This is a genomic window from Winogradskyella flava, from assembly GCF_014243395.1.
Classification (GTDB): domain Bacteria; phylum Bacteroidota; class Bacteroidia; order Flavobacteriales; family Flavobacteriaceae; genus Winogradskyella; species Winogradskyella flava.
In genome coordinates, this window is the sequence record NZ_JACLCP010000001.1 from 1,314,226 (window position 1) to 1,335,973 (window position 21,748).

The 21,748-nt window shown below is 36.2% G+C and carries 17 protein-coding genes and 1 tRNA gene; 10 read left to right on the plus strand and 8 right to left on the minus strand.

All coding sequences use genetic code 11. From position 1 onward, the window contains the following. The first annotated feature begins 51 nt into the window (after positions 1-51). Positions 52-1,098 carry an FAD-dependent oxidoreductase gene (locus H7F21_RS05845; RefSeq protein ID WP_185788269.1) on the plus strand — a complete coding sequence of 349 codons (1,047 nt, stop codon included), beginning with the start codon at positions 52-54 and terminating at the stop codon, positions 1,096-1,098. Here the strand turns inward: H7F21_RS05845 and H7F21_RS05850 are convergent. Beyond that, positions 1,088-1,504: a DUF983 domain-containing protein gene (locus tag H7F21_RS05850; protein WP_185788270.1), complete on the minus strand. Its 417-nt coding sequence runs from the start codon at positions 1,502-1,504 to the stop codon at positions 1,088-1,090. The two genes, H7F21_RS05845 and H7F21_RS05850, sit on opposite strands and share 11 nt — an antisense overlap. 111 nt (positions 1,505-1,615) lie before the next feature. On the opposite strand from H7F21_RS05850, the gene H7F21_RS05855 reads away from it, so the two are divergent. From H7F21_RS05855 to H7F21_RS05885, 7 genes are all read left to right on the plus strand, one after another. After that, positions 1,616-3,526 carry an ABC-F family ATP-binding cassette domain-containing protein gene (locus H7F21_RS05855; protein ID WP_185788271.1) on the plus strand — a complete coding sequence of 637 codons (1,911 nt, stop codon included), beginning with the start codon at positions 1,616-1,618 and terminating at the stop codon, positions 3,524-3,526. Positions 3,527-3,590: 64 nt separating this feature from the next. Continuing rightward, a complete protein-coding gene (locus H7F21_RS05860; protein WP_185788272.1) occupies positions 3,591-4,718 on the plus strand; it encodes an efflux RND transporter periplasmic adaptor subunit in 1,128 nt (375 codons plus the stop codon). Positions 4,719-4,720: 2 nt separating this feature from the next. Further along, positions 4,721-7,990 carry an efflux RND transporter permease subunit gene (locus H7F21_RS05865; RefSeq protein WP_185788273.1) on the plus strand — a complete coding sequence of 1,090 codons (3,270 nt, stop codon included), beginning with the start codon at positions 4,721-4,723 and terminating at the stop codon, positions 7,988-7,990. After that, complete coding sequence (locus H7F21_RS05870) at positions 7,987-9,318, plus strand: TolC family protein (protein ID WP_185788274.1); 1,332 nt, start codon at positions 7,987-7,989, stop codon at positions 9,316-9,318. Before H7F21_RS05865 ends, H7F21_RS05870 begins: the two co-directional genes overlap by 4 nt. Before the next feature lie 12 nt (positions 9,319-9,330). Then, positions 9,331-9,513, plus strand: coding sequence for a CPXCG motif-containing cysteine-rich protein (locus H7F21_RS05875; RefSeq protein ID WP_185788275.1), 183 nt, complete (start codon positions 9,331-9,333; stop codon positions 9,511-9,513). A gap of 131 nt (positions 9,514-9,644) precedes the next feature. Further along, entirely contained in the window at positions 9,645-10,484 is an 840-nt protein-coding gene (locus H7F21_RS05880; protein ID WP_246431418.1) for a leucine-rich repeat domain-containing protein, read from the plus strand. 118 nt (positions 10,485-10,602) lie between these two features. Beyond that, a tRNA-Met gene (locus H7F21_RS05885) sits at positions 10,603-10,675 on the plus strand. 194 nt (positions 10,676-10,869) lie between these two features. Here the strand turns inward: H7F21_RS05885 and pilO are convergent. The 7 genes from pilO to H7F21_RS05920 are packed head-to-tail and all read right to left on the minus strand — an operon-like array spanning position 10,870 to position 17,755. After that, positions 10,870-11,382: a type 4a pilus biogenesis protein PilO gene (gene pilO / locus H7F21_RS05890; RefSeq protein ID WP_185788276.1), complete on the minus strand. Its 513-nt coding sequence runs from the start codon at positions 11,380-11,382 to the stop codon at positions 10,870-10,872. After that, entirely contained in the window at positions 11,366-12,577 is a 1,212-nt protein-coding gene (locus H7F21_RS05895; protein ID WP_185788277.1) for a hypothetical protein, read from the minus strand. The genes pilO and H7F21_RS05895 overlap by 17 nt, the downstream gene beginning before the upstream one ends. Then, positions 12,577-14,721 (minus strand): type II secretion system protein GspD, encoded by a 2,145-nt coding sequence (locus H7F21_RS05900; RefSeq protein WP_185788278.1) that lies wholly within the window; start codon positions 14,719-14,721, stop codon positions 12,577-12,579. The genes H7F21_RS05895 and H7F21_RS05900 overlap by 1 nt, the downstream gene beginning before the upstream one ends. Before the next feature lie 41 nt (positions 14,722-14,762). Then, positions 14,763-16,172: a GspE/PulE family protein gene (locus H7F21_RS05905; RefSeq protein WP_185788279.1), complete on the minus strand. Its 1,410-nt coding sequence runs from the start codon at positions 16,170-16,172 to the stop codon at positions 14,763-14,765. Between the two features lie 2 nt (positions 16,173-16,174). Further along, positions 16,175-16,654, minus strand: a complete 480-nt coding sequence (locus H7F21_RS05910; protein ID WP_185788280.1) for a hypothetical protein — start codon at positions 16,652-16,654, stop codon at positions 16,175-16,177. Then, positions 16,654-17,091 (minus strand): type IV pilin protein, encoded by a 438-nt coding sequence (locus H7F21_RS05915; RefSeq protein WP_185788281.1) that lies wholly within the window; start codon positions 17,089-17,091, stop codon positions 16,654-16,656. Before H7F21_RS05915 ends, H7F21_RS05910 begins: the two co-directional genes overlap by 1 nt. After that, the gene (locus tag H7F21_RS05920; RefSeq protein ID WP_185788282.1) at positions 17,078-17,755 is read right to left on the minus strand and encodes a response regulator; all 678 of its coding nucleotides are present in this window, start codon (positions 17,753-17,755) and stop codon (positions 17,078-17,080) included. Before H7F21_RS05920 ends, H7F21_RS05915 begins: the two co-directional genes overlap by 14 nt. A gap of 283 nt (positions 17,756-18,038) precedes the next feature. Here H7F21_RS05920 and H7F21_RS05925 point away from each other — a divergent pair, with 283 nt between their 5' ends. Both H7F21_RS05925 and H7F21_RS05930 read left to right on the plus strand, forming a co-directional pair. Next, complete coding sequence (locus H7F21_RS05925) at positions 18,039-21,299, plus strand: RHS repeat domain-containing protein (protein ID WP_185788283.1); 3,261 nt, start codon at positions 18,039-18,041, stop codon at positions 21,297-21,299. 25 nt (positions 21,300-21,324) lie between these two features. Further along, complete coding sequence (locus H7F21_RS05930; RefSeq protein ID WP_185788284.1) at positions 21,325-21,747, plus strand: hypothetical protein; 423 nt, start codon at positions 21,325-21,327, stop codon at positions 21,745-21,747. Position 21,748 lies beyond the last annotated feature (1 nt).

The window sequence follows — 21,748 nt, forward strand, 5'->3', positions numbered from 1 at the left end:
TATTCATATCATTCTTGCCTTGGCATAAATCTTTTTGATAATTTCGCTTATGTGAAACAAGTAGATTATATTATTGTTGGTTGTGGTTTGGCAAGTATAGCTTTTTGTGAGCAATTGCGAGCAAACCATAAATCTTTTATGGTATATGATGACAATTCTCAGAAATCATCTTTAGTCGCAGCGGGCCTTTACAACCCTGTAGTTCTTAAGCGATTTTCTGATGTTTGGAAAGCCAAGGAACAGTTGGAAATTGCTTTGCCTGTTTATAATAAGATAGAAGCAGATTTAGGAGTTAAGTTTGACCATAAGCTTCAACTTTTAAGACGATTTACGTCCATCGAAGAACAAAATCTTTGGTTTAATGCAGCTGATAAGCCAAGTTTAGAGCCTTATCTTTCAATCCAGCTCCTTAAGAATACCCATGATTGTATTGATGCGCCTTATGGTTTTGGAGAAGTCCTGCATACAGGTCGTTTAGATACAGAAAATTTAATAAAGTCATATAAATTTTTTTTAAAGGAAAAGGATACTTTAAAAGAAGAACAATTTCAATATCATAAACTTCAAATTGAAAGAGGCAGTCTTAAGTACAATGAAATAATACCAAAGCAAATTGTCTTTGCAGAAGGGTTTGGAGTTAAAAAGAATCCATTCTTCAGTCACATTCCATTAAATGGTACAAAAGGAGAAGTACTAATTATACAGGCACCCGATTTACAAATTGATTTTGGTGTTAAGTCGTCGGTGTTTATTATACCTATCGGTAATAATAAGTACTATGTTGGTGCCACATACAATTGGAAGGATAAAACACATCAACCTACAGATGAAGGACTAGACGAATTACTAACCAAATTAAAAACTTTTATCAAGTGTGATTTTGAGGTTATTAGGCATGAAGCAGGTATAAGACCAACAGTCAAGGACCGACGTCCATTGGTGGGAAGACACCCAAAATCACAAAATTTATATGTCTTGAATGGGTTAGGTACCAGAGGTGTGATGATTGCACCTTATGTTGCCGAGAAGCTTTTTAATTTTATCGAAAACGATAAGCCCTTAGATTTTGAAATAAATATTGAGAGATTTAAGCATTGACATTGTTAGACGCGGCATTTTTGGCTTTACGAGCTAGCGCTTTATCATAACTCATAAATAAGTTAATCCAGATATTTCTGGACAAGCGCATAATAATTGGCATAAAACCAATTAAAGTCAACACGATTGAAATGAACGCCAAAAGAATAGAAGACTCGAATATAACGAAGCTCGTAATAAACGCAGCGACCGCAAAAGCAACACCTACGCCATAACTCACATACATTGATCCATAGAAAAAGGATGGTTCCATTCTGTATTTGGTACTGCAGTGAGAACATTTTTCATTTATTTTAAGCGTGTCGGAAAGCACATAAGGGTTTTTAACCGTGTACATTGATTCTAAATGGCATTTGGGACATGCGCCAAAAAGAATACTATAAAGTTTCATTCCTTTTCTTATCATATTGAAAACCGTTACTTTTGCGTTTTTTAAAACAATACAAAGATAAATTTTTTACCAGCCTTGTATTGTAACTATTGTAACTTTATTACAATAGCGTGATTCAGAATTACTATGCTTAATATTCATAATTTATCTATAGCCTTTCAAGGAGAATATTTGTTCGAGGACATAACATTTAAACTAGGTCTTGGAGACCGAATAGGTTTGATTGGTAAGAATGGTGCAGGAAAGTCAACCATGCTTAGAATACTCTCTAAGGAACAAGAAGCAGACACTGGACAGATAGCGGCAGAGAAAGATTTAAAGATTGGATTTCTAAAGCAGGATATCGATTTTGATTTCGGAAAGACTGTTTTACAGGAGTCCTATGAAGCTTTCAAGGAGATTAAAGCTTGTGAATCTAAGCTCGAACTCATAAATACCCAATTAGCCGAACGCACCGATTATGAAAGCGAGTCTTATAATCAATTAATGATCGATTTAAATGAAATTCAGCATCAGTATGAAATTCTTGGAGGTTACAATTATCAAGGTGAGACTGAAAAGATTCTTCAAGGCCTAGGATTTAGGAGAGAAGATTTCAATAAGCTTACAGATACATTTTCTGGTGGTTGGCGAATGCGCATAGAATTAGCAAAACTTTTACTTCAGAATAATGATCTATTACTCTTAGATGAGCCAACCAATCATTTAGATATCGAATCTATAATATGGCTAGAGAACTTCTTAAAGAACTATTCAGGAGCTGTAGTTATTGTCTCTCACGATAAGATGTTTTTGGACAACGTGACCAATAGAACTATAGAGATTTCATTAGGTCGAATTTATGATTATAACAAGCCCTACACTAAGTTCTTAGAACTCAGAAAGGAAATGAAAGTACAACAGTTGGCTGCTCAGAAAAATCAAGAAAAACAAATTCAACAGACAGAAAAACTCATTGAGAAGTTTAGGGCAAAAGCTTCGAAAGCAACAATGGCACAATCCTTAATAAAGAAGTTGGACCGTATTGATAGAATTGAGGTAGATGAAGACGATAATAGTGTCATGACTTTAAACTTTCCTGTATCCATTACACCAGGTAAAGTGGTCATAGAAATGGAAAATGTTTCTAAATATTATGGCAATTTACAGGTGTTGAATAATGTTAATCTTTCAATAGCTAGAGATACCAAAACAGCATTTGTAGGTCAGAATGGTCAAGGAAAATCGACATTGGCTAAAATTATTGTTGGTGAGATTGAACATAAAGGGAAACTGACCTTAGGACATAATGTTCAAATTGGCTATTTCGCGCAAAATCAGGCAGAATATTTGGACGGGAATAAAACAGTCTTAGATACCATGATTGATGCTGCCAATGCAACCAATCGTAGTAAGGTTAGAGATATATTGGGTTCTTTTCTATTTAGAGGAGATGAAGTTGAAAAATATGTAAAGGTGTTGTCTGGGGGTGAGCGTAATCGCTTAGCCTTGGCCAAGTTGTTATTGCAACCATTGAATGTATTAATAATGGATGAGCCAACAAACCATCTCGATATTAAATCCAAAAATGTATTAAAAGAAGCATTAAAAAAGTTTGAGGGCACTTTAATATTAGTATCTCATGATAGGGATTTTCTACAAGGCTTAACGGATACGGTCTATGAATTTAAAGATCAAAACATCAAAGAGTATTTAGGTGATATCGATTTCTATCTAGAGCAAAGAAATCTTGAAAACCTAAGGGAAGCTGAAAAGCGAACCATTATCACTGAGAAACCAAAGGAGAGTAACAAGCAGAATTATGAAGATCAAAAGAAACTTAAGTCTTTAAATAATAAGCTTAGTAATATCGAATCTAAGATCAATCAACTTGAAAAGGGCATTAAAAATGATGATGTCGCTCTAGCTACTAATTATGATGAGACGGTTTCAGATCCTAATTTTTTCGAAGCTTACAAATCCAAAAAATTAGATTTGGAAAAATTAATGCAAGATTGGGAGGCCGTACAAGAACAGCTCGACAATTTTAACAATTAAGTTTTTTTTAACGGCATAGCGCATTGATATAGGTAAATTTGCAGCTTAAATAACCATCAAGTAAATGCGTAAAATTATTCTTTCAATATTAGGAGGACTTCTAATCGTTGGAGCCTACTTTGCTAGTCAGTATATTGCCGATAAAGGCGATAAAAAGCGACCGGCTCCCGAGAAAGTTGTAAAAACGGTTTTTACCGATACAGTTCATAATTCAACAGTGCAAATCGTAATTCCAGCCAATGGTAGCTTGGTGGCTAAACGAAGAGTAGAGCTTTACTCAGAGGTTCAAGGTGTCTTTCGGACAGGGAATAAATTGTTTAAACCAGGACAAGAATATCGTCAAGGTGAAAATTTAATAAGAATTGATGCATCAGAATACTATGCAAGTGTTCAATCGGCAAAAAGCAATCTCTATAACTCCATAGCAGCTATAATGCCAGACTTGAGATTAGATTTTCCTGAAGTGTTTCAGAAGTGGCAAACCTACCTCAATGGTTTTGATTTAAATAAATCAACACCAAAACTGCCAAAAATGACGACCGATAAAGAAAATTATTTCATTACAGGTAGAGGTATCGTATCGAATTATTATAATGTCAAGAATCTTGAGCAGCGTTTAGCTAAGTACAATATTAGAGCACCTTTTACTGGAATTTTAACTGAGGCTTTGGTCACTGAAGGTTCACTGATAAGAAATGGACAAAAGCTTGGTGAATATATAGATCCTTCTGCTTACGAGATGGAAGTCGCACTTAGCAAAGCCTACGCTAGTCTTTTAAAAGTTGGAGAGCAAGTAGCACTTAATAATTTAGATAAGACTCAAAACTTTAATGGTGCAGTGTCTCGGGTAAATGGCAGTATAGACGCCACTACGCAAACTATTACGGCTTATATAGAAGTAAAGGATAAAACACTAAAAGAAGGGATGTATCTAGAGGCAAACCTTAATGCAAAAGAAGAAAGCGATGCTATCGAAATCAATAGAAATTTGATGTTGGATGGCGATCAAATTTTTGTTGTAAGAGACAGTATTTTGGATATTATAGATGTTAATCCTGTTTACTTTTCAGATGCCAAAGTAGTTTTAAAAGACATACCTAATGGTACAATTATTTTATCAAAACCAGTGCCTGGAGCCTATGCTGGTATGAAAGTAAAACCATACACAGCCACTAATTCTAAGGACATTTAACCGTGAGGAATTTAATAGCATATTTTATTAGGCATAGTGTAGCTGTTAATGTTGTTATACTCGCATTTTTAGTTTTTGGACTTTTTGGAGCATCAAAATTGAAGTCTTCTTTCTTTCCATTAGTGGATTCCAAAAATATTAGCATTAATGTTACTTATCCCGGCGCTTCTCCACAAGAGGTTGAGGAAGGTATAGTTCTTAAGATTGAAGATAATCTTAAAGGATTAAATGGAGTAGAACGTGTCACATCAACTTCGAGAGAAAATAGTGGTAACATTAATGTTGAAATTGAAAAAGGAAAGGATATTGATTTTATGCTTCTCGAAGTGAAGAATGCAGTAGATCGTGTGCCTACATTTCCCGTTGGTATGGAGCCTCTAATTGTTGCAAAGCAAGAAGCACTTAGACCTACGATAACCTTTGCTGTAAGCGGTAAAAATATTCCCTTAGCAACACTAAAACAGATTGGTAGACAGGTAGAAAATGATTTAAGAGGTATCGATGGTATTTCCCAAATACAAATCACAGGGTACCCAGAAGAAGAAATTGAAATTGCAGTTAACGAAACTAATTTGCTAGCTTATGATCTAACCTTTGCTGAAGTTGCCCAAGCGGTAAATCAGGCGAGTTTAATAACCACTGGTGGTACAATTAAAACGGATGCAGAAGAATACTTGATTAGAGCAAATAACCGTTCGTATTATGCCGATGAACTATCGAATTTAATCGTAAAGTCAGATCCTTCAGGACGTAAGATTCAGCTTAAGGATATTGCTACTGTAAAAGATCAATTTTCTGAAACTCCTAACGCTAATTATTTTGATGGTAATTTGTCAATTAATATTACCATAACAAGCACCAACACCGAAGACCTAATTTCTTCAGCTGATAAAACCAAGGCTTATATAGAAGAGTTTAATCAAAAGTATGAGAATGTACAACTCAATGTGGTAAGGGATTTATCTACAACATTGGTACAGCGTACAGAGTTACTCACCGAAAATGCCATTATCGGTATGATTTTGGTTTTAACTTTTTTATCTCTATTTCTAAATACAAGACTGGCCTTTTGGGTTGCTTTTGGCCTACCAGTTGCCTTTTTGGGTATGTTCATGTTTGCTGGTTACTTTAATGTTACCATTAATGTTTTATCGCTATTTGGAATGATAATCGTTATTGGTATTTTGGTGGATGATGGTATTGTAATAGCTGAAAATATATACCAGCATTACGAAAAAGGAAAGTCACCAGAACAAGCTGCGATTGATGGCGTCATGGAGGTTTTGCCGGCTATTGTTTCTGCTATTTCAACCACAATTTTGGCTTTTGGTATTTTCTTATTTTTGGATGGAAGAATAGGAGAATTTTTTGGCGAAGTTTCCGTAATTGTAATTCTCACTTTGGTTGTTTCACTTGTTGAAGCTCTAATCATTTTACCCGCGCATTTGGCGCATTCTAAAGCACTTCGTGCTGAGAGTCCAGTTCAAAAAACAGGATTGGTCGGTGTTTTTCAGAAAATCTTTTCAAAATTACGTTATATCAACACCTTTGGCGATAAGATCATGCGATGGTCTCGGGATCGTATGTATAGCCCAACCTTGCGCTTTGCCTTAAATAATAAGTTCTTAACTGTTGCTATTTTTATTGCGTTCTACATGTTGACCAATGCGAGTTTTCAAGGCGGAATTATAAGAGGCGCTTTTTTCCCTAGAATAGCTAGTGACCGAATTAGTATTAATCTAGAAATGCCTAATGGTACCAATGAAAAAGTTACCGATAGTATTATTTCATTGATTGAAGCTAAAGCGAAAGAGGTTACTAAAGAGATTAATGATGAGTATTTGGGTGAGAACCCTGATAAATATTTAGTCGAAAATATCATAAAAAATATTGGTCCAGGTTCCTCGACGGCTTCGTTAGCAATTAATTTGTTGCCAGGTGAGGAGAGGCCTAATGAGATTACGTCTGATTTAGTTTCTAATCGCATTAAAGAACGTGTGGGTTCTGTAATTGGTGTAGAGAGTTTAGTTTATGGTAGTGGTGGAAACTTTGGTGGTTTACCTGTTTCGGTATCCTTATTGGGGAATAATATAAAAGAGCTTAAAGCTGTAAAGTCCGAATTAAAGCAAATCCTGGAAGACAATGTATTACTAAAGGATGTAACGGATAATGATCCTGCTGGTATTAAAGAAATACGACTTAAACTTAATGAAAGTGCTTATGCCTTAGGATTAGATTTAAGAAGTGTGATGACCGAAGTAAGAGCCGCTTTCTTCGGTGCTCAAGCTCAGCGTTTTCAACGTGGACAAGATGAAATTAGAGTTTGGGTGCGTTATAATAGGGAAAGTCGCTCGTCTATTAACAATCTTGATAATATGCGTATTTCTACTCCTGCTGGTCAGCGCATACCATTAAAGGAAATAGCAAGTTATGAGATTGTCCGCGGTGATGTGGCAGTAAACCATCTAGAAGGACGACGCGAAATTCAGGTGTCAGCAGATATCACGGACCCAAAGAAGACTAGTGCAACCGATATCATGGCAGAGATTAGGGATGACATCATGCCAGAGATTCTATCAAAATATCCAACGGTTACACCATCTTACGAAGGACAGAATAGGGAGCGCTTAAAACTTATAAATTCCTTAGGACCTGTAGGAATAACGGTTTTGCTTTTAATTTACATAGTTATTGCATTTACGTTTAGAAGTTATAGTCAACCTTTAATTTTGTTGCTATTAATTCCATTTAGTTTACCTGCGGTGGCTTGGGGACATTGGATTCATGATTTTCCTGTGAACATATTATCCATGTTAGGTATTATTGCACTGATTGGTATCATGGTAAATGATGGATTGGTATTGATTAGTAAGTTCAATAGTAACTTAAAGGAAGGTATGTTGTTTGATGATGCTTTATATGAAGCAGGTCGTTCAAGGTTTAGGGCTATATTTTTAACTTCCTTAACAACTGTTGCTGGCTTAGCACCTTTGATTTTTGAGGAAAGTAGACAAGCCCAATTTTTAATTCCTATGGCTGTTTCCATTGCTTATGGAATTGGTTTTGCTACAGTTCTTACGTTAATATTATTGCCAATTTTCTTATCCTTTAGTAATTTCATAAAGAAGAATGCCAAATGGTTATGGACAGGAGATGAAATCACAAAAGAGGAGGTTGAGCGCGCTATAAAAGAAAAAAATGAGGGTATCATTATGTCGGGTGAGTCGAATATAAATCAAAGTGAAGAATATCTAATTGCAGAAAGAGAATGAGACTGAAACAAAATTTCATACTTGGTTTAATTGTTATAACAATTAGCTTACCGCTTATTGGATTGGCACAAGAAGTTGTGAAACCATCAGAAGCGATCACCTTAGCATTAGAGAATAACTATGGTATTAAAATAGCAAATAACAATGTTGAGGTGGCAGAGAATAATAAAGGTATTTTAAATTCTGGATATCTACCTACATTAACAGGAAATGCTGCTGCAACTTTTAATAGGGATAATATTACGGCAGAGTTTTCTAATGGTAATCCACCAGCGGTTTTAAATGGTGCAGAAAGTTCTCGGTATAACGCCAATATTAATCTCAATTATACGATATTTGATGGTTTGGGTAGACGTTATGACTATAAGCGTCTAAAAGAAGAATACAACTTGAGTGCACTCCAGGCTAGAGAAACTATAGAGAATACCGTTACACAACTACTCACTGTATATTATGATGTGGCAAGACGATCAGAGAATTTAAAATCATTAAAGGAAACTTTAGATATTTCTAATGACAGACTTACAAGATCAGAATATCAGTTTGATTACGGACAAAATACAAAGTTAGACGTGCTCAATGCAGAGGTTGATATTAATAATGATAGTATTAATATCATAAATGCTGAACAAGGCCTTATCAACGCCAAACGTGATTTGAATTTTGTAACGGGCAATACTTTAGATAGCGAATTTGTTGTGGATACTACGGTTACTTTTCTATTGCAACTCAATAAGGACGAGTTATTGAATAAGGTCTACGGTAACAACGTGACGCTTATTCAGAATAAAAAAAACATTGCTATAAATGAGTTTACACTTAAGGCTAATCAATCGGGTTATTTACCCACAATAGGCTTGGTAGGTACTTATGGTTGGAATGAAAACAATAATAATGCAGCGTCTTTCGTTGCTGTTTCTACCAATACTGGATTATCCGCAGGATTAAATTTAAGCTGGAATCTATTTGATGGAGGGGGTACCGTCACTAGAGTAAAAAACGCTAGAATTAATTTAGAAAATCAGAAGCTACAAAAAGAACAATTAAAGCTGGATGTAGAACGAAACTTCAATAACGCCTGGGACGACTATCAGAACAAGTTAAAGATCTTTCAGGTTCAAGAAGATAATATTAAAACGGCCAAAAACAATTTTGTTAGGACTCAAGAAAAATTTAAACTAGGACAGGTTACCTCAATAGAATTTAGACAAGCGCAGCTTAATCTATTAACTGCTGAGTTGAGTCGTAATCAGGCAAAGTATGATGCTAAATTGGCTGAGGTCTTAGTGTTGCAAATTAGCGGTGAATTATTAAATGTTCAATTCTAAAAACGTGTTCCAATGGAAGAGTATTTCTTTCAATGTCCATATTGCTGGGAACAAATTTCCATGCTTATAGATGTATCTCAACATCAACAAGAATATATTGAGGATTGCGAAATCTGCTGTAATCCCATTCAACTTTCAGTGACTACCGAAAACCAAGAAGTTATAGGGTTTCAAGCGACTGACATTGAACAGTAAAAAATATTAAAACCTTTTAAATCAGGGGTTTAGTTATTTAAGAGTTGCACTTTATCGAAAAAAGTTGCAGTTTAAGGATAATGCTTCTATATTCGTTATGAAACTGTGTCCCTCCACAAAATCTACTAAGAATGAAGACTTTAAAATTAACACTACTATGTTGCTTGCTTTCTGCATTTACATTTGCAAACGTTTCTCAAAGCGAAAAAGACGCACTTATAGCACTTTACAATTCAACAAAGGGTGATTCATGGAAAACATCTTGGAACATTGAACAACCTGTCTCTGAATGGTATGGTCTGACCCTAGAAAATGAAAAGGTCGTAGCTATAAATCTAAGTTTTAATAACCTTGATGGCGAGTTACCTGACGAAATTTCGGATTTAACGTCCCTAAGAATATTAAATTTATCATTCAACAGATTAGAAGGTGAACTGCCTAAGGCACTTTTAGAATTGAGCTATCTTGAAGAGATTAAATTATTCTCTAATAATTTGAGTGGCTCAATTCCTGCTGAAATTGGTAATTTAACCAACCTTAAAGCCTTGGAATTATTCAATAACGGTTTTGTTGGCGAGATACCACCATCTATAGGTAATCTTTCTAAATTAGAGAGCTTAATTTTAAGTAGTAATAAGTTGGTTGGTAAGTTGCCAAAAAGTATTTCCAATCTTAAATCTTTAAAAGTATTAAGCCTTTTCGATAATAATTTATTAGGTGCTATTCCATCATCTATTGGTGAGTTAAACCAATTAGAGGAATTGATATTATCTAATAATGCATTTTATGGTAGTTTGCCAGAAGAGTTAGCTAACCTCACAAACTTAAAAACACTTTTACTAAGTAATAATGGTTTTAAAGGTAACTACACGGCATTAAAAGACACATTGCCAAATATTGTAGATTTCGACTTAGACGAGGTTAACAGAAAAGGTGCTCTAGCAACATTAGATTCTGAAGACAATGATTAATTAATCTAGAATTAGTTTTAATTATATTGATGAATAGCGTTCAATTTTTGTTGGACGCTATTTTTTTGTTTTAATTCTTGCTAAAATTAAAAAGCGTTGTATATTTGCAATCCAATATCGCGGGATAGAGCAGTAGGTAGCTCGTCGGGCTCATAACCCGAAGGTCACTGGTTCGAGTCCAGTTCCCGCTACAAAGAAGCTCCTTGAGAAATCAAGGAGCTTTTATTTTGCGAGAAAATGAGGTTTACGTCGTATTTTGGACAAAATAAAAGGTGTAATTGCGAAGCAGTGGGAGCCTCTTTGTGCAAACTATATATGAATAGGTTACCATAGAGAGTCCGAGAATCAATTTTCATATGATATCCTACTAAATAGAATCATAGCTCTACCCAAAACTCCTCAATAAAACGTTAGCCTGTAAATAATGCTTCCCTGTTTTATGATTCTTCTGTTTCTTGAAATTGAGGTTAATGACCTCACCAAACTTGGTATGTTGTTCCAATTGGTAAACAAGGGAAAGTATAGCATTATAATTGCCCTCCAAAGTAAATTGATAAGTGTTGATGGTTAAGTCATTCTGCTTAATGCTATGCGGTTCTATAAAGTCAACAACTTTTAATTGGTTGTCATCTGCAAAGCTGTTTATGGTGTTTAACATACTATTTTGCATGGAACTCTCACCAAGCTTGTATTTGGTTAATAGGGAATCATAATATTTTTCCTTTTGCTTCATTGAAGACAATTGCAAAGGCATTTTATCAAAAACCAATGCCTCTTGTTGCAAGGTTTTGTAATCGTTTTTTAGCTGAAGTGTATTGGCGATAGCATATTTGTAAGCTAAAATGATAATTAGAATAAATCCCAGAATGAGCAATATGTTTTTAGTTTTCTGCGCCATGTAAATTGAGTTTAATGGTAAAATTTGAAGTTTCCCTATTGATATCTTCAAAACCTAAAATGTTGACCGAGCTTATCCAAGGTTTGGCTTCGAGCTCATATATCCATTGGGAAAATAGTATCCCTTTATTGGTCTGTCCCGAAATGAGAATGTTATCCTTTTGCATTTCAATAACCTTATCAGCTTTTATCTTTTTTATCAAAGGTTGGTAGTTAAGCTCGTTAAGTAAAATATGGTTTGGTAAATGTTCAATAATTGCATTGACATAAAATGAACTTTTAGAACTATTGGCCTTTAAAATGTCACTCACCATTTTTTCGGTTTTGTAGACTTTTTCTTTGAGACTGATCATATTAGTCTTTGAAGTCTCCAAAACTTGGGCCGTTTCCTTTAAGGTACCAACTTCGTTATAATAATGATTGAAAAAGAGAAAGTTAAAAAGTAAGACGGCGAACAAAACACCTAGCCCTATCTTAAGAAACTGATTGGTAAATCGTTTTTGGTTGAACGTCGTTTCCAGTTTGTTCGTAACATCACTAAAACTAGCTTGGATGGTTTGATTTTTCAAGACCAAGCCCAAGGCGGAAGCGAAGCTTAACAATTGGTTGTTTTTTATCACAAGACCATTAATATTATAACTAGATTCTACTAGTTCCTCCTTGGATATAATTTTACTAATGCTTTTATCTTCTATAGTGATACTTGCATTGGATGTCTGAATCTCTTTAAGATCTACAAAAGATGCAAGTGTTGCACAGACCAGATTCCCTAAGGTAAAATCGATAATGGTAATGCCTTTTGCGGCATATATATTTAAAAGATCATCAACATAAGACTTTCTGCAAAGCGACACCAAGTGATGTCCACCGTTACTTATGGTTTCGAAATAGAAATCCTCAATTTTTATATTGGGAAAGGCTAATTGAACCAACTTCAGACTTTCATTAGCCTTACCTTGAACATGTTTAGTCAAGACGGCATTGGTATTTATCACTAAACTTACAGGCTTGTCTTTAGGGATATGAACCTTTAAGTCATCTATGTCCTCAACCTTAAAACTTGATGCAACATCGAGATGTTTTTTTTTCTTTTTCAGTGAAATTCCATAAAAACAATATGTACCATTTATTTGTACCTGTTCAAGACCATGGTATTGATTTCCAAATTTCAAATATGTTATTAGCTTCTCGAACATTAATAAATAACGGTTGGTTTTATAAAGACGGTGAGCTTGGATTTTCTGCCCTCCCTCACGCGCTTACTAAATAGCCATTTAATCAATGGAATCCTTGCTAGAAATGGTACACCAGAGCCAGAATTATTGGAATAGTTTTCTTCAAGACCTCCGAGCACTGCAATATCTTGGTCTTTCATCCTAACAACTGAGGAGAAGTTACGAGAGCTAATGTCTGGCGGTGCATCTTCTGCTATACGTTGACCAAAACTGGATTGTATGACATTAATATCCAATAATACTTGTTTATCTCCAGTAACATAAGGTTTGATATCCAATCCCAATTTAGCATCAATAGGAAAATAGTTTCTTATCTCAGAGGTCTGTGGGTTGTCTGTGCCTATGATGTTGCGTTGTACTACGGCATAATAGGAAGTCTGTCCGTTTGAGAACGAGGCCCTATGCCCATTTAGCGTTGCAAGCTTGGGTGTTGATTTAATCTTTAGATCGCCATTGGTTTCCATGGCCTTTACTGTAGCAAAAAAGTTGGGAACAACCCTTCCAAAATTGAAAACGGATGTGCTACTAAATCCACTTATGATGCGATTGATGGTCTCAGCACCAACATTAATATCGGCAGTTGGGTATAGATTGCCTTGCGTGGTTGTAGGCTCATTGCCTATTCCCCAACTGACGCCAGCCTCAATGGTATTGGAGACTTGTGCTTCCACTATCATTACTTCAATAAGAATTACTGGAATGGCCTTGTCTATATTTTTGATGAACGTTTTGAAGTATTCAATCTTGGCACCTGTTCCGGTAACATATATGCTGTTGAGCTCTACATCGATCTTGCAATCAAGGCCTTCCGTGACCTCTTCAGGAATTAAGTCTAGAATACTCTTGGCATTTTGATTGTCAGTAAACGTATTTGAGTTGGTGGTATAGTTTCTGTTTTGGGGCCTTGTATTGGCAGTATTTAGGTTGTTATTGTTAAATCCATTATTCAGTTGGTTTCTAAACCCTTGTTCTGCAACCTGGTAGTTTCCTCGTATATCATTGCCTTGCGTCATGTTTTGTGGATCTGCCATCATATTCACGGAACGATGTTTCAGCCTTATAATCTCTACCTTTCTAACACTTAACTGTTTTTCTGTTCCAAAAAAGTAGATATCATCTTCTTTTTTAAATGTAAACCTGTCCGATGGTAACGATGCGTTGTTCCTGTTCTGTGCACTGCCTTTGCTATCATTTTGAAAGTTTACAGCCTGTTGTTCAAACAGTTTGACGAGTAAGGTATCGAAGCTTATAGATTTTGCATTTAAGGTGGCGTTACCTGCAGCATCCAAGGGTGATGCCATAAAGATATTTATTCCCAAGGCTGCTCCAATGCTCTCCACGATATCACTCACGGGCGCATTTTTGAAATCAACTTCAAGACGTTGAAGTATGGAGTCTTTTACCTTAAAACTTAAGTTTGGACTCATACGGTTGCTAAGGCTGTTATTGTTTTGATCATTGCTCAATATCTTATCAAAGACATAAAAATTATCCTTGGTCTTGGTCAATATCAGGTTATTTGTCAATGCCATCTTATCCATGGCAGTGTCAAAATCTGTAGGCTTGATGTAGGCCGTAATCTCCATATGTTCCATATCAGGAGCATATAATAGATTTTTTGCACTTTTATCCATGATTTCCTTAAATACCTCGTATAGCTTGTTGTTTCTTACATCCAAGGATATGGTTTCATCGATAGGATCGAAATCAATTTTTAAGGGATATATATCTTCTATAGTTTGTTTGACATAGGGTTTTACAGAAAGAATATTTTTTGTAAACTCAATAGTAAGGCTATATTCCTTGCATAAGAACAACAACATATCGGAAACCGTAACACTAGAAAAATTGTTCTTGATATTAATGGAATTAAGTTCTGGCGAGACATTGATGTTCACGTCGTGAACACTTGAGACGGCCAAGAGAAAATTTGGTAAGGTGACATCGTTCAGTGAAATGCTTGCATCAAGATTTTCAGTTAAACCAATATTATCAACCGATAGTTGCTTTAACTGCTGGTCAATATGGATTAGCCTTTGGTCATCTTGCGAATAACAAACACTTACAATGCATAAACCAAATACCAATCTTAAAAGTAGTTTCATCTGTTTAATTTTTGCCCTCCATTAATAATTGGTCACTGTCCTTATTCTATCAATAGCGGGTAGACCTCTTCAATAGACGTCACGCCCTTTTTCAGTAGCTTTATTCCATTTGTTTTAAGGGTTGCAATACCTTTTTCATTTAGATAATCGTCAATTTCCAATCGATTGTCCTTAATGAGCTCGATCAAGGACTTTGTTATTGGAATGATTTCGTAAATGGCTTTTCTGCCTTGATATCCTGTGAAATAACAATCGCTGCAACCCAAGGCCACAAAATGTGATCTAAGACCTTTTGGGATTTTAAATTGTTCTGGAAAATCTGAGATCTGGATTTCTTTTTCCAACTTGCAACTAGGGCATAGTTTGCGCACCAATCTTTGGGCGACACTAACGTTCAAGGTGCTAGCAATCAAAAACGCTGGAATACCCATGTCTATCAATCGTGATACTGTTGCCCATGCCGAATTGGTGTGTATTGTTGAGAAGACCAAATGGCCTGTCAAAGCAGCTCTAATGGCCATATTAGCTGTTTTTGCGTCCCTAATTTCGCCAACCATAATTACATCTGGATCTTGCCTTAAAAAGGTGCGCAATGTTCTGGAAAAATCCAGTCCTATATTTTCCTTAAGCTGCACTTGGTTTATCCCTTCCAAAGTATATTCAATAGGATCCTCTATGGTCAGTATATTGGTCTTTTCATCATTTAGAAGCTTTAGTGTAGCATAGAGCGTCGTGGTCTTTCCAGAACCTGTTGGTCCAGAAATAAGAACAATACCATTGGGTTTTTTAATGGTCTCCAAATAAGAGCTTAGTTCATGATCGGTAAAGCCTAGATCGCCCAGTTCTATATGGTCGGCATCCTTACTTAAAATACGGAGTACAACTTTTTCGCCGTGCAAAGTTGGTAAGGATGATACCCTTATATCAAATTCCTCAATATCTGTCTTTATGGAAATTCGACCATCTTGTGGTAAACGCTTTTCTGAAATATCCAATCCAGCCTTTATTTTCAACTTATTGATTATAATAGGGTATTGATCCTGCTCAACAATAAAATATTCCTTGAGTTTGCCATCCAGTCTCAAGCGCACACGACATCGTTGCTCGTAAATTTCAAAGTGAATATCGCTACTGCCAATGTGTTTGGCGGTAGCCAAGAGTTTTTCCAAAAAATCAGAAGAATAACTAAAAGCTTTAGAATAGCCTTGTTCTCGTTTTCTAAAATTGGAGGCTAGATATTGTTTTATATTTTCCTTGGAATCATCTAAAAGTATGATTTGCTTTCCTAATACGATTTCCAATTCCTGTTGCAGACCATTAGACTTATCATGGCATTTAAACGTATAACAATCACCATGGACATCCACAGGAATAACACCGTACTGATAAGCCTGTTCACTGCTAATGAGCTGGGTTAAATGTACTGGTATTTTGAAGTCTTCCTTTATCATGATCAGAATGCGTATAAGGAAGGTGTCAATCCTGTCCAATAGGAGATGTAGGCAATACCGTAAAATAGGCTTATGTATCCCGCCAATGGTACGGTGTGGAATTTAGAGTACTGTTTAACTAAAAGGTGAGAGACAAGGGCAAATAATAGCGAGAACACAAAAATTACCAAAAATGAAATGGTAGAAAAAGAGAAGACTAGACCAACGAATAACAGTACATCGCCAAGTCCAATGGTCTTATAAAATGTGGTCTTAAGTTTTAGCCTTGAATATAAGAACACGATCAATAGGAGTATGGAAATGCATATAATATTCATACCAACCGAAACATAAAATAGTTCAGGTATGGTACTAGTGTAAAATAGAACGGCACTGCACGCGGCAAATAATGGAAATAAAAACCAATACACTTGCCGCTCCTTGAGGTCTTGATAAAAGATCAATGCTAAAGTGCATATCAATATGATTTTTAAGATTGGCATTAGTCTTTAATGATTTGTTTTGGTGTCCCGTTTTCGTTGATTTCCCATACATTAAAAATTCCGTCACCATCAAAATCGGTTATGGCCGTAGCTCGTGCTGTGAAATTTGTATTATCGGCGCTAAGGACTTCATAGATATAATTACTTGTGCCATTATCCTTAACGGTTTTGGGTGGCTCAAAATCCAGTTCATAAAGGTCGGTCGTGTATTTGGAGTATAGATAGCGATGTGAGGTCTGGTTGTTATAGATGTACTTTAGTTGTATCTGGGCCTCAACACTCTTTGCCTTAACGACGAGTGGCATAAGATTAGGTAGGGCAATGAGCATAAACACGCCGATAATCAGAAGAACGATGAGCACCTCTTGTAGATTGAATGCACTTACTTTGAGCCTCTCTATTTTTAATCTGGAATAATTATTTTTATATGAATCCATGTTGTTCGGCTTTTAGAATAAGTTTTCTGTCATTACCGCTATCTATACCAAAGAGCGCCTTCAAATTGCGTTTTCTGAATTCAATGGCACTTTTTGATAAGCACACAATGTTAATGAGGTCCTTTGTCTTCGCACCCTTTGAGATATGATATAGCATTTGCCTGTCTATGGTGTCAAGCGTAAAATCATTAACGATTTGCTTTCGCATTAGTTGAAGTACCTTTTTGCTATAAAATGGTGAATCATCCAATACGCATTCTATTGCGGACACCAAGGGGTCAAAATCAATATCCGTTTTTATGATGAAGCCCTCTGGATTTAGGGATTTTAAGATATTACTCAAACGATAATTATCATAATGGTTGGTCAAGACCATGATCTTGACACAAGGAAAGAAATCCCTGATCATGATCCCTAGATCTTCACCTGAGAGTATGGTGCTATCACTGGAATGCGGAATATTAATGTCCAAAAGGACAAAATCAATAGGGACACTATTGACGGCCTTTTTAACTTCAAAACAAGCATCATCAGCATTCGTGACAGATGTAACCTTAAACTCAATCAAAGGATTCAATTGCCCTATCTTTTTTAGTGCATTTGACAGGACACCAATGATCAAAGGTTCGTCCTCTACTATAAGGACGTTGATTTTTTTTACCATAGTAAATCTCCATTCAAGTTCTTAGGGGATAATGACCAAAATATTCGATTACTAAAGTAGGCTCCACATGGTTTCTAGCATTGAGCATTCTGCTCAATATTTCTAAGCAGAATGCTCAATGCCGTCTTAAGAAGCCCGCATAACTTTATGATCTAATTTCGACACACATACACAATTATCAAAAGTTGATCATGGAATTTAGCTGAAATACATAAAATTCCTACAACTTGTTCCAACCTGTATATAAGGTCGATAAAATGTTAACCGTTTAAACCGCTTTTCAATGAAAAATCGATTATCACCTTTACTCATTTTGATGTTTTCTTTGATGCCATTATACTTGTTGGCTCAAGAATTAGAGGACTATGCCCCCAAAGCTCCAGAGGCCATGGTCATGGACAAATTCGTGGATATCCCGCCTGGAAGCTATACCGGAGTGGCAGGTTATTCCGTACCACTATACACCATTCAAGTCGATGGTTATTCCATTCCAATAACCATAAACTACCATGGTATGGGTATTAAGGTCAATGAGGTTGCCAGTTCCGTGGGGTTGGGCTGGAGTCTTAGTGTCGGTGGAATTTCATTGTCTAGAGAAGTAGTTGGAGAGGATGACCAAGCGACAACACAGTTGGATATTGATGTAACGAACTTTCATCCACAACATGGACAAGCAGACTATCTTGATGCCGCCAATATGGCCAGAGTGGGCAGGGCAACATTCCAAACCACGATTTCAGAATTGCAGCCTGATTATTACTCTTATCGTTTGTTAAATAACTCAGGCAAGTTCATCATGGATAATGATGGTGTTGGCCAGACCATTCCCAAGGATGATATAAAGATCATTGATGGTACAACGTTGATCGATAACCAAGGGATAAAGTATTTATTTGGTTTCCAGCACGAAAATCTCTCAGTAACGGGTTCTGAAGGTTCCATGTCGGGAACCAAAATACCATCTTACCGTTTGGACCAAATAATATTCCCTTCTGGAAAGATTGTGGATTTTGCATATATCAACTCGACCCATAGCTATATCTCAGGCCATAACGAGAGCCGCCAAGTATTGGAAGGTCTTCCAAGTGGTGATTGTACGGCTATTGTGGATAATGTCTCAAGAATTGTCTATAACATGGATGAAAAACTATTGTCGCAGATCACGTATGACAATGCGGAAATCAATTTTAATTATGCTACGCAGGAACGCCAAGATATTGGAGGTAAAAAACTAAATAATATAACCGTTAATAGTTCGATCGGAGGAGCAATAAAGACTATAAGGGATTATATTATAAACACATCGTATTGGGTTAGCTCTGGACCACCTGCAACGGATATATATATACCTCCTACGGATCCTTTATATGATGGCCTTGTTAAACGTTTACGATTAGACAGTCTGGAGGAGACACTTTCAGGAAAAACCTATTCATTTGATTATTATGACTACCTGGGCCAAGAGTTACCATATCGACTATCAAAGGATACAGATTTTTGGGGAAAATATAATAGTAAAAACAACAAAGAATATATTCATCAATATACTTATAACGATATAAATGGCGATTTACGAGTGGAAGAAGGGGCAGATAAATCCCCAGATATAAATTATGCACAAATAGCTTCTTTAAAAACAGTTCATCTACCTACAGGGGGTTCCCAGGAATTTGAGTATGAGCTCGATGATTATAAACTTGACGCCATCGAAAACCAGTTCTACAAGGACTCTCTTTATATTCCCGTAACCCCATCAACTGTTTTTAATCAATCTTTTGCCTTAAATATGCCATCAAATTATTGGGATGGATTTGATTATAAATTAGAGTTTTATTGGCAATATAATAATACCTCTAGCCCCAACTTACCAAATCCTCCATATTATAGTATTGAGTTAACTGATCAGAATGGAGCGGAAGTTCAAACATTATATCATAATATGGCAGTTGATTTGGACCCTTTATCTCAAAATAAAACGTATTATTTAAATTTTGTTAGGATGGGTAACCCAATTCAAGGAGAGATATGGGCAAAGATCAGTTGGTATCAAAACAATGATATTTATTTGGCCAACAAAAAAGCGGGGAATTTAAGAACTAGCAGTATTACCCTTAGAGATTCCGATAATTCGATTGCCCTAAAACGAGATTTCTCATATGTGCGTCCCAGTGAACCACAGTTTTCCAGTGGTGTATTTAGGGATTTCCCAAAATACTTAATCACTGAAAGCCCAGGAGGAAATAATGGGACTTATTGTACATACAAGAATTATTCAAACAACTATGAGGTCAACACCAGCACCTTTAAAGGAAAATCGGTCGTCTACGAATATGTAAAAGAAGAATTCGTAAATCCAGATGATCCCTTAGAAAACCATCATACCTTACAACAGTTTTCCCTGCCTTCTTTCCAAGGTCAACCACAACCTAATGCATTACCAAAACCTCCTCTGGTGGATTATAGTTATACAGGTGGTCTATTATTGAATAGCCAAGCTGTCAGTTCAAATAACGAAAAATTATCCGAGACCATAAATGTCTACAGCTTTGATGATCATTTTAATGCGGATTCCTATAATAGTCAGTTGGGTGGTGTGCCCTCTAATGCAGTTAGTAGTGGTGTGGTTATAAGTCAAAAATCAAAGTATTTACAAGGAGGCATGCAAACATTCTCCTTTAATTGGAATTATTACTTTATTCCAAGTACTTGGGTCAAACTGCTGGAATCAACGACCAAGACTTATTTTGATAATAACGTCGTTGAGCAAAAGGTCATGTATGACTATGACGACGATAGTAGTAATGATTACAAGCATATCAAGCACGTATTTGAAACGACACATACGTCTTTAGGGGATGAGATCAGAACAGAATTCACATATCCCCAGGATCTTTCCGAGCCTCATTCATTTGATCTGTCTATTGCCAATCGTGTTGCCGATCCATTGGTTACATCGAGCCAGAAAAAGATCAATGGTTCATGGGAGAATATTAGCGAACAAAAAACGATTTATGAGGATTGGGGCAACGGTATCATAGAACCCAAAACCATACAAACTGCAAAAGATACCGAAACCTTAAAGAATCGCATAGAATTTTATGATTATGACGCTTTTGGTAATCCATTAGAACTTAGTAGGACGGATGGCATGGATATCTGTTATATCTATGGCTATGATAAGACCTTGCCAGTCGCCAAGATAGAGAATGCAACGTATTCTCAGATTTCTAGTTATGTGTCCAACATTCAAATTCATTCTAATTCAGATGATGACAGAACTATTGATATTGTAAATTCTAACGGGTCAAAAACATATATTGGAGAAGAAGGCGATTTAAGAGAGGTGCTTGATAATTTAAGAAACAGTTTACCAAATGCCATGGTGAGCACCTATACCTATGATCCTTTAATAGGGGTTACAAGCATGACGGACCCAAAAGGCTATACCGTTTATTATGAGTACGACAGCTCAGGTCGATTGTTAAGGGTGAAGGATGAAGATGGAAAAGTCATGAGCGAGAATGCCTATCACTACAAACAATAAATTACAAACCAAACAATTAGAACATATGAAACTTATAATAACATATAGACTCATGCTCTTGTGCATCGGTTTCTTAACGATGTCGCAACAGGGCTTTTCACAAAACACATCCATGGACTGGGTAGCAGAGAGCTTCTTGCTCAATGTCAATGGCACGGATGTTGAAATATCATCGAATATCACCAAGCAGGGAACAGCTATTGTTTGGGAACAACAAAACCCAGGCACGACCCAAAGCACAACTTTTAATCTTATCTCGGTGACGGGTTCCTGGAACATTCAGAATGGTACAGGAAGCATTGATTATGAACTTGACCAGGAAGGTATTAGTGCAACTATGAACGTCATCGGCACCTCTGAGGGCATTACGATAACCCTTACCTATTACGCCAACAATTCATCCACTGATGAAATGATATTCCAAATAGATAACCTCGACCAACTTTGAT